At 41.2% G+C, this 18,718-nt stretch carries 9 protein-coding genes; 8 read left to right on the forward strand and 1 reads right to left on the reverse strand.

The window, feature by feature from the left end; genetic code table 11:
• Window positions 1–10: 10 nt before the first annotated feature.
• Window positions 11–1,651 carry a tetratricopeptide repeat protein gene (locus tag KDU71_RS06595; protein ID WP_212189126.1) on the reverse strand — a complete coding sequence of 547 codons (1,641 nt, stop codon included), beginning with the start codon at window positions 1,649–1,651 and terminating at the stop codon, window positions 11–13.
• Window positions 1,652–2,093: 442 nt separating this feature from the next.
• Between KDU71_RS06595 and KDU71_RS06600 the strand changes: the two genes are divergently transcribed.
• From KDU71_RS06600 to KDU71_RS06635, 8 genes are all read left to right on the forward strand, one after another.
• On the forward strand, window positions 2,094–2,240 hold the full coding sequence (locus KDU71_RS06600; protein WP_212189127.1) for a hypothetical protein: 147 nt from the start codon (window positions 2,094–2,096) through the stop codon (window positions 2,238–2,240).
• A 10-nt stretch (window positions 2,241–2,250) separates the two neighbouring features.
• Window positions 2,251–9,897, forward strand: a complete 7,647-nt coding sequence (locus KDU71_RS06605) for a S8 family serine peptidase (protein WP_212189128.1) — start codon at window positions 2,251–2,253, stop codon at window positions 9,895–9,897.
• Between the two features lie 143 nt (window positions 9,898–10,040).
• Window positions 10,041–12,065 (forward strand): T9SS type A sorting domain-containing protein, encoded by a 2,025-nt coding sequence (locus KDU71_RS06610; protein ID WP_212189129.1) that lies wholly within the window; start codon window positions 10,041–10,043, stop codon window positions 12,063–12,065.
• A 130-nt stretch (window positions 12,066–12,195) separates the two neighbouring features.
• The gene (locus KDU71_RS06615) at window positions 12,196–12,624 is read left to right on the forward strand and encodes a DUF4625 domain-containing protein (RefSeq protein WP_212189130.1); all 429 of its coding nucleotides are present in this window, start codon (window positions 12,196–12,198) and stop codon (window positions 12,622–12,624) included.
• 86 nt (window positions 12,625–12,710) lie between these two features.
• Window positions 12,711–15,620: a SusC/RagA family TonB-linked outer membrane protein gene (locus KDU71_RS06620; RefSeq protein ID WP_212189131.1), complete on the forward strand. Its 2,910-nt coding sequence runs from the start codon at window positions 12,711–12,713 to the stop codon at window positions 15,618–15,620.
• A 29-nt stretch (window positions 15,621–15,649) separates the two neighbouring features.
• Window positions 15,650–17,092: a RagB/SusD family nutrient uptake outer membrane protein gene (locus KDU71_RS06625; RefSeq protein WP_212189132.1), complete on the forward strand. Its 1,443-nt coding sequence runs from the start codon at window positions 15,650–15,652 to the stop codon at window positions 17,090–17,092.
• 18 nt (window positions 17,093–17,110) lie between these two features.
• Entirely contained in the window at window positions 17,111–17,980 is an 870-nt protein-coding gene (locus KDU71_RS06630; RefSeq protein ID WP_212189133.1) for a hypothetical protein, read from the forward strand.
• Between the two features lie 126 nt (window positions 17,981–18,106).
• The coding region (locus tag KDU71_RS06635) for a hypothetical protein (protein WP_212189134.1) at window positions 18,107–18,718 on the forward strand (612 nt) is incomplete at its 3' end.

The raw sequence follows: 18,718 nt of genomic DNA on the forward strand, positions 1-18,718 counted from the left end.
AATCAACTTTTTAAAAATCTGCCAAATATGAAATCAGGTTGGTATCGGTACCTGTTAAGTTCAGTTTTTTACGCAATCGGGCTCTGGCTACTTCTATACTTTTAGAGTTCTGATGGGTGATAGCAGCAATTTCTTTACTACTCATATTCAAACGCAGAAATGCACAAAGGCGCTCTTCGCTGGGGGTTAAATCGGGATGTGAATCTCTCAGATTATCGTAAAAGTTACTGTGCACCTGTTGAAAACGCATCTCAAATTCGGTCCATACCTCTTTGTCAACTTCAGTTTGCAGTTCATAAATAATAGAACTCACCGGGCCTTTGTTTTCATCTTTCAGGTTTTCCTTCAGACTAAGCAAGCGCTTGGCCACATTATTGATTAGCTCATTTTTACGAACCATGTACATCACATTAGTGGCCATTTCTTTATTTCTATACTCCAGATCCTTTTCCAGATTTTCTTTCTGCAGTTGTATACGTTTTCGCTGATTATTAAAGAGTATAATGATTAATGCTGAAACAATGGCTATTGCCAATAAGCCATAGATTAGCATGCGAAGCTGAAATTTATCTTTCTGCAATTGCAGCTTATAGGCTCCTTCAATCTCATCAACCTTTTGCTGAGCTACCATGTTTGAAATTTCTTTCAATGATTGCTGGTTCATTAAGGAGTCTTTGTTTTCCTGATATTTTAGATGATAATCCAATGCTGTTTGGAAATGTCCCTGGCTGGCATAATTACTAAACATCGCATAATTAAACATGGCATGAAGCTCTCTTGAATGACTTGTCTTGACCAATGGTTCAGCTCGATTAAGTGTAATTAATGCGCTATCTGTTTCCCCTTGTTCACGGTATAGATTGGAGATATTGACATAGGATTTGATCATTTCAATTTGATCGTTAATAGCCTGTCGCAATTCTAATCCTTTATTCAAATGATACTTAGCTTGTGCAAAGTTGCCAGTCTTGCTATATAATTTCCCAATGTTATTATGGACTTGAGCCAGTGAGCGTTGTTCAACCGGACCCTTAACATTTAGGGCCTTTGTGTAATATTGGATTGCTTTATCGTTATCGTTGGTTACCTCATAATTATTTCCAATATTATTATAAATCTGAGTTTGCAGATTTGCTTTATTCACCGTTTTATCAAAACTCTGATGATATGAATTGAATATTTCCAGGGCTTTAAACTGATACTCCAGGGCCATATCATATTGATGAAGACGATCGTAGCATACGCCAATATTGTTATATAGAGCAAATTGCATGTAATAATCAGGCTTTTCTTCCAATAGTTTTAAACCATCATAATAATTTTGTATGGCTCGTTGATAGTTGCCCATAAATAAGTATGAATTTCCTATTCGCTGAGTAAATAATGCCTGACGTTCCTGATGTTGCTTTTTTCGTGCATATTCATATCCTTTTCGAGCATACTCCAGTCCTTTAACAAAATCATACTGCATGTAGTGGTCGCAAATGTCGCGGTATGCACTAAAAATTGCTTTTTCGTCACCACCATGGTCAATAACAAGTTTCAAACTGTCAACCAAAACCTGGTTTTGTGAATTTAATAACGGAGTACAGGCTAATAGCAGTAAAATCAACTTCAGCCGATATGCGTAGTTAAGAATTCTTGTAATCATACTTATCTGATGGCGTGGTATTACCAAATATACACTTTCTTTATTCGATTAAACTAATCTGGTCTTCACTTTTCATTTTCAATCGTCAATTTGCCTGTCAAATTAAACAGATTAAGCCTGATAATTTCCATTAACAGTGAACTCTTCTTTCAATACGAAAACTAAATAGCATTAAATGTTAATGATTTTTATACTCAGATGACGATTTAATAGCATAGTTTCAAAAGTTTAATTGTTAAGGTTTAATGTATTTGAAAATCAGAATTATAGCTGTGCGGCGCTAAGGTGTTGTTATAGTTTGTTATCTCAATATTATAGAGTGTTAAGGTATTATTCTCTCTACCTATGCTCTTGTTAATTCACTTTTTTTCACACTTGCAGTCATTTCAACTTTATTCGCTTCAACAATACCCACCTGCTCCTGAATTTAAAGAATCGAAAAATGAGAGATAAAAAGGAAATAACGGATGAGGAAATTAAAAAACTCATCAAACGAAGAGAAGAAGAAAATGCTGCATTACATAAGCTTTTAAAGAAGGTTACTGAACTCAAATCATACAAAAGTAAATCCAGTAAAATCACAAACTAAACAGTTTAATATGAACAATATTACTCTACAGTATCGATGCCTTATGCTACTAATCATCTCCCTATTCATTTTGAGTAGTGGATTTGCTCAAGAACTTAAGCTATACGAAAAGGGCATGCAAAAAGGCGTTATTAAGGTTAAGCTTCAACCTGAGCTCATTGTTAGCCCGCAAGGCTTGAAATCTCAATCTGTTGATGGTTACGCCCAAACAGGCATACTATCCATCGATCGCTTAAATATTGAGAACAAAGCCCATACAATGGAACGCGTTTTTCCTTACTCCCCAAAGTACGAAGCGCGCCATCAAAAGCACGGCTTACATTTATGGTATCGCATTGAGGTGGATACTGATGCAGATATCGAATCTGTCATTAATGCTTATTCTCAGGCAACAGATATTCAAATTGCAGAGCCCTATTATGAGAAACAATTAGTGCCTTATTCCATAACCTTACTGGATGAGACTAAGAAAGCAGCTTTAAAAGCAACGCAAACGACTCCTTTTAATGATCCTATCCTGGCTGATCAGTGGCATTACCACAATACTGGTACTGGAGATGTAACGGCCGGTGCTGATATCAACCTGTACAAAGCCTGGGAAAGACAAGCCGGACAATCCAATGTCATTGTATCTATCCACGACGAAGGTGTACAATATGAACACGAAGATTTGGCTGCTAATATGTGGATCAACGAAGCTGAGCTAAACGGTGAAGAGGGCGTTGATGATGATGGGAATGGCTATGTTGATGATGTTTATGGCTATAACTTTATCACCCGCAGCGGTGCTATAGCGCCTAATCATCATGGAACGCATGTAGCAGGTACAGTAGCCGCGGTCAATAACAATGGTATTGGTGTTGGCGGTGTAGCCGGTGGTACTGGTATAGGTGATGGCGCCCGACTTATGGGCTGCCAGATTATCGGTGAAGGTCCTTATAACGATATTGCAGCTTCGTTTGTATACGCTGCCGACATGGGTGCTGTTATCTCTCAAAACAGCTGGGGATGGACAACGGATGGTCATTACGAGGAATCTGTAAAAGATGCCATCGATTACTTTGTGGCTGAAGCTGGCAACTACGAAGGAAGCCCCATGAAAGGTGGTATTGTTATCTGTGCATCTGGTAACAATGGTAGCCAGGGTTTGCACTATCCGGCAGCTTTTGAAAGCACCATTGCTGTTGGGGCCACAGGGCCGGAAGATTTAATGACCGACTATTCTAACTATGGTGACTACATCGATATTACAGCGCCTGGTGGTGATAACCGTTACGGTGAAGAGTTTGGCGTTTTAAGTACGGTTAATCACGACAACTATGCCTTTTTGGATGGTACATCCATGGCATGTCCACATGTATCAGGAGTGGCAGCTTTGGTAGTATCGGAGCATGGCAGTGACAATTTTACAGTAGATGACCTAAAAATACATTTGTTAGGTGGAACCAATGTCTTGGATACCATTGAAGGTAACTCCCATTACATTGACCTGATGGGTGTTGGTGGAACGGATGCAGACCTAGCGTTGCGTAAAGACAACGGTATACCTCCAAAACAAATAACAGACCTTGAGATAGCTGGTGTATCTCAGGATTTTGCTTCCTTAACATGGACCGTTCCAAGCGATGAGGACGATGATAAAGCCACCTTTTTTGAAGTGTATTACGCAACCCTTGACTTTGATGAGTCAAACATCGAAGTGGCATCAAAAGTATTGATTACGAATGTGCACGACGCCAATACCCTGTATCGTTACGAACTAAACGGTTTAGAGTCAACCACTGAATATTTCATAGCCATTAAAGCACTGGATCGCTGGGGCAATGCCAGTCCACTTTCCAATCAAGTAGTTGGCACAACCAATGAAGGACCGGAAGTTGAATTTTCAGTTGGTGAAGTACGCTTTGATATTGATATCAATACTGCGAAAGAAGCATCCGACATTTTCGAGTTAAGAAATATTGGTGAAGGTGTTTTAAAGTGGGAAGTACAGGAGCGCCATGTAAAGAATGAAGATACCTATGGTGTCAATTCAGTGACTTATCCGCAAAGTAACGCTACATCAAAATTACCGGAATTACGTTCCGCTCCAATGCATGATTCAGCCGGCGAGATTGTGCCTTATGCACAAAAACCGGTAGATAATGACGACCTTTTCTATTTCCACCCGGATTACTTAGTGTATTCGATGACGACCATCGGCGATATGGATCTGGATTATACCAATTCCATGGCTACCCGCTTTGAGTTAACACGTGAGCAAGGCTTTAATATGACGCATTTTGAGTTTGCTTTAAGCCTGCCGGATGTGGTGGAAACACCAATGGAAGAACCCATTATTCTGGAGTTATACGAAGGTGAAGACCTGAGTACGGCCAAACGCATCTATGCGCAGGAATATCTGCCTACAGAAAACCGCATCTGGCATTTTGTTGAAATGACTGAACAAGTGTTTTTCGAATCAGGTGATATCTTCTTTATGGTGGTGCACACGCCTGCTAACCTACGCTTCCCATTGGTTGCCTCCTGGGGATGGCATACCAGTTTTGCCGACTACCAATTTTACAGTAACAACCTGGGCAAAAGATGGGATAAACTAAAAGATGTGTTCAGTCCTGACTATGTGTGGGATGTGGCCGCATGGAGCATGTACGAACCGTTGGATACCTACTTAAAGTTAACACCGACTAAAGGCATATTGCAATCCAATACCAAAGAAGACATGACGATAGAGTTGGATGCTTCTAAATTGATTAATGGTGATTACCAGGCAAAGCTGGCCTTCTTAACCAATGAAACGGGTAAAGAAATCAACTACCTGCCGGTTAACTTCTCAGTGATGGGTAACAAGCCGGTACTGGAAAGTGAGCAGGTATTGGAATTTGGCAACATCTTCGTTGGTGAGTCAAAGGAAATGAGCATTGAGATATACAACAGTGGTTTAGGGGCCTTTGCGGCCGATGGATTTTCATCAATTGACGTGCAAATCTCCAATTCAGAATATCAATTGAGTAATTCGGCAATGAAGATTATATATGCTGAACGCAGCGAAACCTTATCTTTCCGTTTCTGGCCACAAAAAGCAGGAGCCAGTAATGCCACGGTAACCTTAACGGATAAAGACGGAAACCAATATAAATTCAACTTATTCGGCGTTGGCATTAATCCACCGGTAGCGACTGTTGAACCAGCTGAAAATTCATATTCGGATTTAAATTTGGGTGATGTGGTAAGAGGTTCATTTACTTTACGCAACGATGGTGAGTATCCATTAACTTATTACGTGCCAAAATTCGCCGACGGCACTAATCTTAATGAAAATACATCCGGATTGGTGCACTTGTTTGGCTATGCTGCCGGACAAGTAGAAGGCGATGCAACCACCAATGCCTTTGATTGGATAGAAATCTCCTCAACAGGAACGGAAGTGGGCAACCAGTTTGTGAGCAACTCGAAAGTCACCTATCTGGAGGCGCCGATTGGCTTTGACTTCCCTTTCTTTGAAGGCAAGGAAGATACAGTGTTTATCACTAAGCAAGGTGCTTTATCCTTTACCACTGAAGGTTGGTTTAACTCACAACCGGTGATGTACGGCAACGTCACACAGCCCGATAAATTAATCTGTGCCTACGGTCTGGAGATGGATCTAACCAAAGGCGGCGCCATCTATTACCAGAAATATCCGGATCGTTTTGTAACGCAGTATGATAAAATACATGCGCTATACCTGGACGATAACTTTGTAGTAAAGTATACCAATGTCACCTTCCAGATTGTACTCTTTATCAATGGTGATATTGAAGTTTACTATAAAGACATGGGAACCATCCCATTTGGAGAAACAGCAGTGTTAGGTTACCGTAATAGCATGCAGGTATCCATCTATGATGAAACGCTTGAAGATGGTGTAATGCTGAATGGCTATATCGCTCCTCAATCAGTATTTGAAATGAGCGATCGTCTGAAAGATGATATGCCGCCAACAACGGGTTATAAAATGTATTTCCGCTATCCAGGGCTTGGTTGTGTGCAGAGCGTTACTAACCCATATGGGACATTACAGGTTGGTGAGAGTATTCAGTTGGATTATGTAGTGGATACAAAGGATTTATATGTTAGTGATTTTGTGGAACGCATCAATGTCATTAGTAACGATCCGTATAACAATCCGGCTGTTCATAGCATTAACCTCAATATTGTTTCAGGTGGCGAAGTAGATTATCAATACAATGTTGAGACCATTGACTTTAACGAGGTATTCCAGCGCGATCAGGTGACACGTACCTTTGCCATTACCAATAAAGGAAAAGCCATTGGCACCATTGAGAGCATGAGTTTCCAGAATGGCTATTATACAGCTGAAGGTTACCTGCCTGCTGAATTAAAACCAAATTCACGGGTTGAATATACCATTACCATCAACAGCACGGAGATGGGTAACAAAGACGATGTATTGGTCTTCACCGATAACTTTGGTGATAGCTATCATGTGCCGGTTTCAGGCAACGTTATTGAGGCTCCGATCATCACCACTGCACAAAACGAATTGTCTGCAACAGTAAACCATGGTGAAGTTCAAACTAATAACCTAACCATTGAAAACACAGGTAAGAGTCCGATGCTGATCAGTCCGGTGGGGAACGAGTGGTTATCCATTGTTGAGGAAGGCTATAAAGGTCAGTCGGCCAATGTAAGCTACGATATGACCTTTATCGAACTGGGAGGATCCAACTATGATAACTGGATTGACATTCGCGAAACAGGTCGTAAACTGCACGATGGCGATATGTTTGAACCATCAGTATTCTGGCGAACTGAAAAGTTGCCTTTTGAATTTGAGTTCTTTGGTGAAAAGCAGGATACATTGTATATCAGTTACAATGGGGTTATCACTTTTGATAAACTGGATGAAATTTTCTCGTTTGGCCCGAATCAACTGATTCCGCATGTAGATGCGCCCAATAACTTTATCGCTCCGCTATGGGGACCAATTGGTCCCGGGTACCTGGAATATTACCCGACTACCGGCACTTATTATCAGGAGTATGCGGACAAAGTAGTGATCCAGTTCCAGGACTATATGAATGTGTTCAGCATGGGCTATCCGGTGTCTTTTGAAGTGATCCTGTATAAGAATGGTAACATCAAGTTTTTATACCACTTCCCATGGGAAGAAGCTACCACTCAATGGTGCGTGGCTGGTATTGAAAACCAGGATGGAACAGTAGGTTATGCTCCTTCTCAGTTTGTCGCCAATCTTGTTAAGGATGGATCAGTAATTACCTTTATTCCGGTTGAGGAATACGAGATTGCTGCTAACTCAAGTAAAGATTTTGACTTGATTTATGATGCCCGAAGTACTTATGGCGGAACTTATCAGGAAAGCTTATCCTTGGCAAACAATACGCCTGATGCACCTGAGTACAGTTTACCTGTTACCATGACGGTTGTTGGTGAGAAACAACTTGAACTGCGAGACTCTCTTCAATTTGGTGAGGTATTTATTTACGATGAAACCAATGAAGAAGATGGCAGCTCTGCACCAAAAGTGTATGATATGAACTTCACCCTAAGCAATGTGGGTACTGAAAAAATTCTGTTGAGTCGCATGCGTCTGCAGGAACGTGCTGCCGGACTAACTGTAATGGGTGACCAGAACCAATTTGGTACATCCGGAGCAGAAGACCCATGGATTGATATCTCACGTAAAAACCTGAATTATTATTTGAAACCAGGCAACAGCGAGACATTCAATTTAAGAATTAAGCCTGCCACACCAGCCGATATCGTTGATACCGTATTGGTGTATTGCGACCTGCAAGATGGTTTGTATAAAATACCTGTATCGGCTGAATATACGAATCCGCCGGTGGTTAATATTCAATCCGAAGGGCTTGAGATAACCAGCAGTTCAATTGATGAAATCATCGACCGTAGCGTGATGATCGATAACCTTAATGGTGAGGCAGATCTGACATTCGAAATCGACTTTGAGTTTGAGCGTGCTAAGGAGGAGGAAGAAGCAACGAAAGTGCAGACCAGCACTACTGAAAATACTATTGCTGCACCAGCCTTACATGCCACTGCTTACAGTAGCCTGAAGAGCACAAACATTGAAGGACTGGAACGAGATGAATACAACCGAATACTAGAGCACGATACTTTTGAAGCACCTACCGGCATGATTGGATTTGGTGGCGGTGCCAGATTGTATATTGCAACGGCTTTCTGGGCACCTGAGAATGGTTTTAACCTGACACACGCCATGAGCTGGATCGCCTGGGGCAATGCGCTTAATGCAGAGGTGGAAGTAATGGTATTTGGTGGTGCCGAAACCATTCAAGATGCTGAGCTATTACATGCTGAATCATATACACTTTCGGAAACAGAACCAAGTGACGAAGGACGTTTTATGACCTTTGAGTTGAGCACCAACCTGCTCTTTTACCCAAAAGAAAAGTTCTTTATCGTGTTTAAGTACGACAAAGATATGGGTTATCCTCAGGGACGTGTTGAAGTTGAAGAAGCAATAGAGCACCGTTTCTATTTCGGAAATGACGAAGCCATGTTTGAACTAATTGAAAATGGTTATGACAATTGGGGTTGGCTAATGAAGGCGGCTGAAAAGAGCTATAAATCAAATATCTGGGCCATATTAGATTCGAACAAATTAGACACGATAACACCAGGTAATGAAAAGCAACTGGATCTGTCATTTATTGCTGAATATGCTGAGCAAGGCATTAATGTGGCTAATATGTTAGTAAAGAGCAACGACCCAGTTACACCACTGGCCAAATTACCGATTACTTTAAATCGCAATAAAGGTCCGCAATACGCCGATGGTAGCAGTATTTATTATGCCATTAACGAAGGGGATACCTTACGCCATACAGTTAGTGCCTATGATGAGGAAGGTGATGCATTTACCCTGCAACTGAAAAAGGAATACGAATACGTATCTGCTCATGTCAATGGGAATGAAATGGAAGTCATCTTTGCGGCCAATCACGAAGCTGCCGGTGTACACCAGGTAGTGGTGGAAGGCATCGATAGCTATGGGAATGAATCAGAATTTACCATCGACATTGCTGTGTCGAATGTGAATCGTAAACCCGAAGAGGTGAATGCCATTGGTAATCAGTACCTATTACTTGAAGACAAGCAGGGTCTTGAAATAAACATGAATGATCACATTGTAGATCTGGATGGTGATGCCTTGACATTTGAATTTGACTGGCAAAATGAGAGTGTAATGGAAACATTCATTACCAACGCCGGAATAATCATGAAACCATTGAATATAGGTTCTGGCTCAGTCAATATAACAGCTACCGACGAACATGGGGATGCGATGGAAACGAGCTTTAATGTATTTATAGAACATCGTGTAGGTATCGATGATAATGAAGCCAACCAATTGCTGTTGTATCCTAATCCGGCTATTGAGGTTGTTAACATCGAACTGCAGCAGGAGCTGAATGAAAAAGCCATGGTAAGAATAACTAATACCGACGGTCAGGTAGTGAAAACGGTGGATTCAGCATTTGCAGCTAAGCAACTAAGCATCAATGTCGCTGAACTATCACCGGGGCTCTATTTTATCGAAGTCATCAATGACAAGACAAGTATAACACAAAAATTCACAAAGCGATAAGGGCATTGCTCGCCGGAAACAGCCTGAAAACTAACTCTGGAATTCAATCGCAAAACCAATGAGGAAGAAAGCACATCCGGCCCAACGGGGTCGGTGGCTTCTTCAATCAAAAAGACACTTTTGTTAACCAAAATAGATTACACATGAACAGATTTACTTTATTATTAATCGCAATTATAACGCTTGGTTCATCCGCTCGTGCACAAAGAATGGCTGAACAAAACGCATACCTGGTTCATACATTTGATGGAACCTTAAGCTCAGTCCAGGCCTATGCTGATGGCGTGATGTGGTTAGGCAATGATGGAACCAATGATGTTGTAGGTTATTCATTGGATGGTACATCGTTTTCAACTCTAGAAAGCCTGGAAGCAGGAAGTTCATCAATGTTAAATGCCTGGATGGGATCAAATACAGCTTTTTTCTATGGTAATAAAACCAGCGATGGAGCCGGTACTGATCTGCGTGTGAATGACAATGGAACAGGACGCTTGTTGTGGGACATGAGTGGCGGCCATGATCCGGCTCATCCTGCTTTAACCAATGTTGTACGCGTCAACCAGGGAGCCGATGGTTATCGTTATTACTATATTGCACAAGGCACGTATGTTGCCCCTACCGGCGATGAGGTTATTTTATGGGAGTCAGATGGTACTGATTTTGGCACTTTTGAAGTTGAAAAAGGTTTGACCAATGAAAATCCTTTTGATCCCAATGAGCGTATATCTGTGAAAGTGACCAATGGCCATACGGCTGGCAAACTGGTTAGCACAGTACATAACGACAAACTGCACATTGTAGCTTCCGCCCCGGGACCATTGGGCAATCCTTCAGCAATATACTATGTTGATTATAACGCAGGTGGCTCAACCCTTGAATTTCTCGCGGATATTGAAAACGAGGTGTATGCATGGACGCATTTGATTGGTATGGGCGATTATTTGTATGCCATCAGCGATGATGGTGCCATGGTTGCTATTGATCATGACGGCGAAAAGCTATCCGTTAACAATGGTTCACTTCTTTCTTTTGCCAGTGCGCAACCACTTATAAATGATGATAAAATTTATGCCATCTCTAATGCCAATGGTCTAAAAAAACTAGCCATCATCTCTTCTCCTAACGAAGTTGAATTGATCCATATCAATGCTGAAGCAGAAACTGACAATGTTTCCAATTTATTGATCAACGGTAACAAGTTATTCTTTTGGGCCAGTCACACAGGAAGCAATGATTACTATCTATACATGCTACGAATAGATATGGCAGATGCCCAGCCTGTTGAGGTTGGCTTTATTTATGAAGGCAGCGAATTAACATCCATGGAAGCCATCGCCGATGGTAGTTTGGTTTATTCGTACAAGTCATCATACGGTAGTTCTTCAAAAATCACGGAAGGTTTTGGAGCCACTGCCTACATGGCTGTTGATGATGATAATATTGAAGGCGCATACACTTATTCATGGGATGGTGATATTGTTGATATTATTGCGCAAGGCAATAAGCTCTTTTATTTTATTCAAGCTGAAGATAAAGTCACAAGTGAACCGTTTGTAAAAATATATCAATTAGACCACGTTCCGGCTGAAGCAATAAAGCCAAATCCAATGCCTTTAACAACCTTTTATCGTGGTAATTTCATTTTTAATGTGACAGACGCCGAAACGGGTGATCCTATCGAAAATGCTAATGTTACAATTCGTGAGAAGAATTTGATTATTGATGAGTTAAGTGCGAGCACTAACGCAAGCGGACAGGCTTTTTATGCGTGGAAACCAATTTCATATTATCATTTTACGGTGAGTGCTTCCGGTTATGAAACAGTTGAGTATGATCAATGGGCGACGATTTGGATTCCGGATGAGCTCTATAATAATTATGGATCGCGCGATTTGCAGTTAACACCTGATGCATCCACAGCTATTGGTGATAATGAAATCACCAACCTTAGGCTCTTCCCTAACCCGGTGAACGATGTACTGCAGATTCAAAGCGATGCAGCAATCACATCATTAACCATTTATGCCTTAACGGGCACAAAGGTTAAGCAGGTAAGTGGCACTAACCTGAATACAGTTGATGTATCAGCATTGTCATCCGGTATTTATCTACTGGTGCTAACGGATACTGATGGTAAGCAATCAACAACAAAAATTACCAAGAAATAGACAGGGGGTTATTCAAGTTAAGTAGGAAAGACAGCTGCGTTCAACGGAGCGCAGTTGTTTTAAAATTACGAATCGACATTGGCTTGTGCCCCTTCCAAGATATTATGAGCAACTAAAACACATTTAATTTATGACACACAAAATAAAATACTATGCCATCGCATTTTGGTTGGCTTTAATTGGAATAAGTTGTGCCGACAAGGATGATTCGCCCGTTAACGAACTACCCACAGCAGTTGTGGAAATGCCTGCTGAAGGGCAACTCTATCAGCGGGGTAGCACTATTATGCTGACGGCGGATTTTGAGTCAAAAGTAGGGCTTAAAGAATGTACTGCCTATTTAGCAGAGGCAGAGTCATTAAAAGGTTGGGACGACCCATGGACCCCTGAGCAAACCATTGCGCTAAACGAAACAAAGGTTGATCGCATTGAGAATCAATGGTTATTCGAGCCATCAATTCCATTTGATATCAAAGCAGGTGATTATGCTTTTGTTTTGCTTGTAGTGGATAGTGATCTCAACTATTCAAGCTATGAAATTCCAATAATCATCGAGTAAGCGGAATACAATTATGGTTTAAGAGTCTCAGAATAAAATCCAATGAGGCTGACACTTTATTCAATTCGTTATTAAAAATAATCTTTATGCAAAAGACTATAGGACTTTTTATGCTCTTTTTTGTGCTGACTCTTGGTGGTGTATGTGCACAAAATAAGACAGTTAAAGGAGTTGTGATAGAAAAAACTACGGGAGAACCTATACCGGGCGTTACAGTTATAGCCAAAGGCACTACCATTGGTACTATTACAATGGTAGATGGCTCATATGTTATTTCCGTACCTGCCGATGCTACCGTTATGCAGTACTCCTTTATAGGCTATGAAACGCAGGAAATTTCATTAATTGGTCAGTCAATCATAGATGTGGAGCTGGTTGAGGAAGCTACAGATCTTGATGAAGTAGTGGTAACGGGCTATGGTATTAAGAAGAAAGGTACTTATACCGGTTCGGTTGAAGTGGTGGATGCCAAAAAAATTGAACAGATACCCGTGGCCAGTTTCGATCAGGTATTACAAGGACAGGCACCAGGTGTTGTAGCCGTTGGTTCATCCGGTGCGCCAGGTTCAGCAGCTACCGTTCGTATCCGCGGTATCAGTTCTCTGAGCTCAGGAAACGATCCGCTATATATTATGGATGGTGTTCCCATAACTGCCGGGCAGTTCAGTGCACTAAACCAGAATGACATTGAAAATATCTCCATTCTGAAAGATGCTACCGCGACATCCTTGTATGGTTCACGTGCCTCCAACGGTGTTATTGTGATTACCACCAAGCGTGGTAAAGAAATGGACCGCGCTAAAATTCAGTATCGCGGTCAGTATGGTATTAACAAGATTGCCAATGATAATTTCTCGATGATGAATACCGAGCAAAAAATTCAGTATGAAGAAGACCTTGGTATTAAGGAATATACACCGGAGGAGCGACTGGAATTGATGAAAATAAATACCAACTGGTTGGATGTGGTACTGCGCGATGCCGTTACACAAAGTCATGAACTATCGATTCAGGGCGGGAACGAGCGTACGCGTTATTATATATCAGGAGGTTATTTTAACCAGGAAGGCATACAGTACAGAAGCGATTTTGAACGCTACACCATGCGTGTGAACTTGGATAACAAATTGAGTGAGAAAGCCACCATGGGATTAAATTTCACCTTGGGTTATGAGCAGTTTAACCACACCATTGAATCGGGTACAAATGTATACAACCCCATCTTTTCGGCACGTTTGTTAAATCCTTACCTGCGTGCTTATAACGAAGATGGCAGTTATAATAACGATGGATTGCCATGGGCCAACCCCATTGAACAGCTAATGTTAAACGACAATAAAAACGATCGTTTAAAGATCGTTGGTGGCTTATTCGCTGAATATGAGATTCTGCCGCGTTTAGTATTTAAAACCAATGTGGGTGTTGACTTCTACGATTATACCTATAACCGTTACCTGAATCCGGATTCTGACTGGGGTGCCGGTCCTAACGGACAGGTATATCGCTCGTTCACACGTAACTTCAGACTGACACCCACTAATACCTTGCGATATAATTTCAAAATCAATCAGGCGCATGACTTTAATGTGCTGGCGGGTCAGGAAATAATTACGAACAACTACCAGACATTTAATGTACAGGCCAACAACATACCGAACAACAAACTACAGGTACTGGATGTGACGTCCGAGATTGACAGCTGGGGTGGTAACAACCAGGATTACAATGTGGCCTCTTTCTTTGCCAACATGGCTTACAACTATAATTACAAATACCTGGTGGACATGTCGATTCGTCGCGATGGCTCATCACGCTTTGGGGTAAACAACCGCTGGGGAACCTTCTGGTCGATCGGTATTGGCTGGAATATGCAGGAAGAAGCATTTGTTAAGAATATCTCATGGATTGACCAGTTAAAACTTCGTGCCAGCATTGGTGAAACAGGTAACTACAATATTGGTAACTACCAGCATCAGGATCTTTGGAGCTATGGAACTTACATGAACCAAAGTGCCAGTGTATTTATACAGTATGAGAATCCCGATTTGACCTGGGAGAAGGTGATGAAAGCCAATGTGGCACTGGAAATGGCATTCCTGCGTAAATACAGGGCAAAAGTAGATGTTTATCGGGAGCAAACAACTGATATGTTATTCTTTATTCCTTACTCACTTACTTCAGGAGTATCAGGGCGTATGGAAAATATTGGCGAGATGCAGAATTCAGGAGTTGAGTTAGAGATTAATGCCGATCTGATTACACTCAACGATTTCAAATTTAACCTCAATGCCAATGCTTCCTATAACATCAATAAGATAACTAAGCTGTATAATAACCTGCAGGAAATAGATAATGGAACAACCATATTGAAAGTAGGTGAACAGTATGGTACATTTTATATGACTGAATGGGCCGGAGTTTCGGCAGCCGATGGTAAAGGACTTTGGTATACAGCCAATGGTGGTGTAACAGATACATACAGCGACAATGACCGTGTGATTAAAAAGGGTATGTCATGGTTACCACCATGGACAGGTGGATTTACAGGAACGTTCAGTTATAAAAATCTGTCGCTTTCAGCTTTTTTCTCATGGATGGCAGATAAGTGGATGATCAATAATACCCGCTATTTTATTGAATCGCATGGTATGTTTGCCGCTTATAATCAAACAACAGAAATGCTGGATTACTGGAAGCAGCCGGGTGATGTAGTGGCTCATCCTTCTCCTGTTCACCAGGATAACCAGTTTGATACGCGCCTGTTGGAAGATGCTTCGTTCCTGCGCTTAAAGAACTTAACTGTTGCTTACAACTTCAATCCCGACCTGGTACAAAAATCAATTTTGTTCCGCTCAGCCAGAATCTATGCTCAGGGACAAAACCTGTTGACATGGACCAAATATTCAGGGATGGATCCAGAATACTATGGCTCAGCTGAGGCCAATATGTATCCGCATACCCGTACCGTTACTTTAGGTATTGATTTAGCTTTTTAACAGGTGTTTAAACAATCAGATACAAAATAATGAAGAAGATAATATATTTATTTAGCTTTTTAATAAGCCTGTCATTGGTATCGTGTGAAAGCTTTTTTGACTTAAAACCACATGACAGTTCGCCAACAAGTGATATTTTGACCAATGTGAAGGATGCCCAAACGATGCTTAATGGTGTATATGCACGTTTCATGTCCAGTTCATCCTATGGTAAAAACCTGACAGTCTTAACAGATATCATGACTGATGCATCGCTGGCAGCCTCTGGTTTTACCAACCAGATGGGGTATATGTATGCCTGGAATATTCAACCAGGTGTATCGGAAGTTAGCGGTTTATGGAGTAACCACTACGGTGGTATCTATAACTGCAACTTCCTGATAAATAACATCGACAATCTGGAAGGTGATCTTGATGAAATAAATCGTATTAAAGGTGAAGCCTTTATTGGAAGAGCACTATTACACTATAACATGGTGCGCCACTACGGCAAAACTTACAAGGCTTCATCGGCAGCGGAGGATTTGGGTGTACCTTATATTACCGTTAATGAAATTGGTGCACCACGACGCAATACAGTAGAGGATGTGTATCACAATCTCATCGAGGATCTGGAACAGGCACTGGACTTATTACCAGCCAATCCTTCAGCCGATAATGTCACCTTCACGAGTCATTTTGCCAATGGCTTATTAGCCCGCGTATATCTCGATATGAAAGATTACGACAATGCTATCACCTATGCATCTGAAGTAATTGATAATAGTGGTTGCATATTAGCTGAAGGCGAAGCCTTTCAGAATATGTGGTTACGCGATTTTAGTAACGAAATTATCTGGAAGGTCGGTTATACCGAAACAGATTTGGGCTCTGCTCCAGGTTATAACTTTGGTAACCGTAACAACACAAGTACGCTTCCGCAACCAGATTACATACCGGCTGACTGGTTACTTAACCTCTACGATGTCAACAATGATATTCGTTTTACCACTTATTTTACCTATGGTGACACGGGGCATGGATGGCCATCATTCATGGTTAGCAAGTATCCGACTAATCCAACTTTTCCATTCACGCAAGGAATGAATATGCCAAAACCTATGAGATTGGCGGAGATGTACCTGATCAAAGCCGAAGCACATGCTATGCAGGATGAAGATCAGGAAGCGCGTGATGCTTTGGATGTGCTGCTTACCGCACGTATTGGTAACCATAATGGTATTGGTGCAGTTGGAGATCAGTTGAAGCAATTCATTTTTGAGGAACGCATTCGTGAACTCATTTTTGAAGGCTTTTACTATCATGATTTAAAGCGCTTAGGGCTTGGATTTGAACGTAGTCCCCAGGAAAATACCTCAGCTGCCAATGATTTGAAGATTTTGGGCGATGATTATCGATGGCAGTGGCCAATTCCTACCAGTGAGATCAATGGTAATCCAAATATTAAGGGACAACAGAATCCTGGTTACTAACCTAATAAAATCTTGATAATGAAAATATTCGAAAATATTTATCTATTCATGGTGGCAAGTGTATTACTGTTCGCTTGTGATCAAAATAAAGTGGGTATCTATAATGGACCTGATGAGGCTTATTTTCTGGAGACATCAGGCAGTGTAATTGTAGATGAGACCAATCCAACTGTAGTTATAGAAATTGGTACCAGCACCGTATTGAGTACCGACCGCATCTATAAAATTGAAGTAGATGCAGAGCAATCTTCAGCTGCTGAAGGTGCCGATTTTGAACTGTTGACCAATACCATTACAATTCCTGCCAATGAAACCATTGGATCGTTCGAGGTGCGCGGCTTATACAATGGTGTTAGTCCGGACGGGAGGACTGCAGTTTTTAGAATTACAGCAATCAGCGAAGGTATTGCTGATTACAATAAATATTACACACTGGATTTGTTTAAGTTCTGTTCATTTGACCGTGATGCATTTGTTGGCAACTATACCATCTATGAGAATTCTAGTGTTTTCGGACCATACAATTATCCTGTTAGCACTGTACCAGGAGATGATGAATACTCAATTTACGTGGATGGACTATGGACATTGGCTGGTATACCAATCAAGGTGGTGTTTAATACACGTGCATCAACATGCAACATTCCCGAGCAGCCTGTATTTGTCCACGAAACATATGGTCAGGCGTATATAAGAAGTCTGGAAGACGGTCTTATAAATAGTTGCAAAGGCTCTATTGAAGGATTGCAATACACAGTATATGTTGAAGCTGGCTATTTCGATGTTACCAACTCATTATGGGTGAAAGAGAATATCGCACCATCTTCAATGCCTCATACTGTACCAGACTTTAATAGATTGATACCTATCTCATTTGATGAAGAATAGAATAAATTTTTATATGGTTGGTTAGGAGTGGTTAAAGGGCAATGGTGCAATACCTCTTTTCACTATTGCCTTTTTTTACTTATAGCCAAACCTTCATCACTCGTTATTCACTTAAAAAATTCTACTATGAAAAGATTTACAATGTTTGTGATTGCCACTCTATTGATTTTGGGCAATATGGTGGGACAAGTAACAGTTAATGTTACGGATGGTACAAATCCTATTGAAGGGGCCACAGTAAGTATTGATGGACTAACAGGTACAACTGATGCATCAGGTGATGCAATTATAAATGGCGTTTCAGATGCAACACATACAACTACAGCTGGTATGGCATGCTACCATTCAAATACAACGGAAATTGCGGTTAGCAGTGGCGTTGGTAGTGGAAGTATTATATTGACAGCCAAAACCGTCAACGATGTCTTTTTCTTCATTGGTATGACCGGAGCAGAAGCAGGTACGGTTGTTAACCTTTACAATGGTTCGGGTTACAATGAAAGCTATACGGTGCAGGGCTTACCAATGGAAGATGTGATGTTTGCCGGCGTGCCCTATGGCGAGTACTCATACTCAATTAGCAAAGAATGTAAAACGCCGGTAACGGGTACAACAACAGTTGATTGCGCCAACGATATGGGCATATCTGTTTTTGCAGAAGCGCCGGTTGCCAAAACCGTCAACGATGTCTTTTTCTTCATTGGTATGACCGGAGCAGAAGCAGGTACGGTTGTTAAC

It is taken from the genome of Carboxylicivirga sediminis, assembly GCF_018156225.1.
In the GTDB taxonomy this organism is placed as follows: domain Bacteria; phylum Bacteroidota; class Bacteroidia; order Bacteroidales; family Marinilabiliaceae; genus Carboxylicivirga; species Carboxylicivirga sediminis.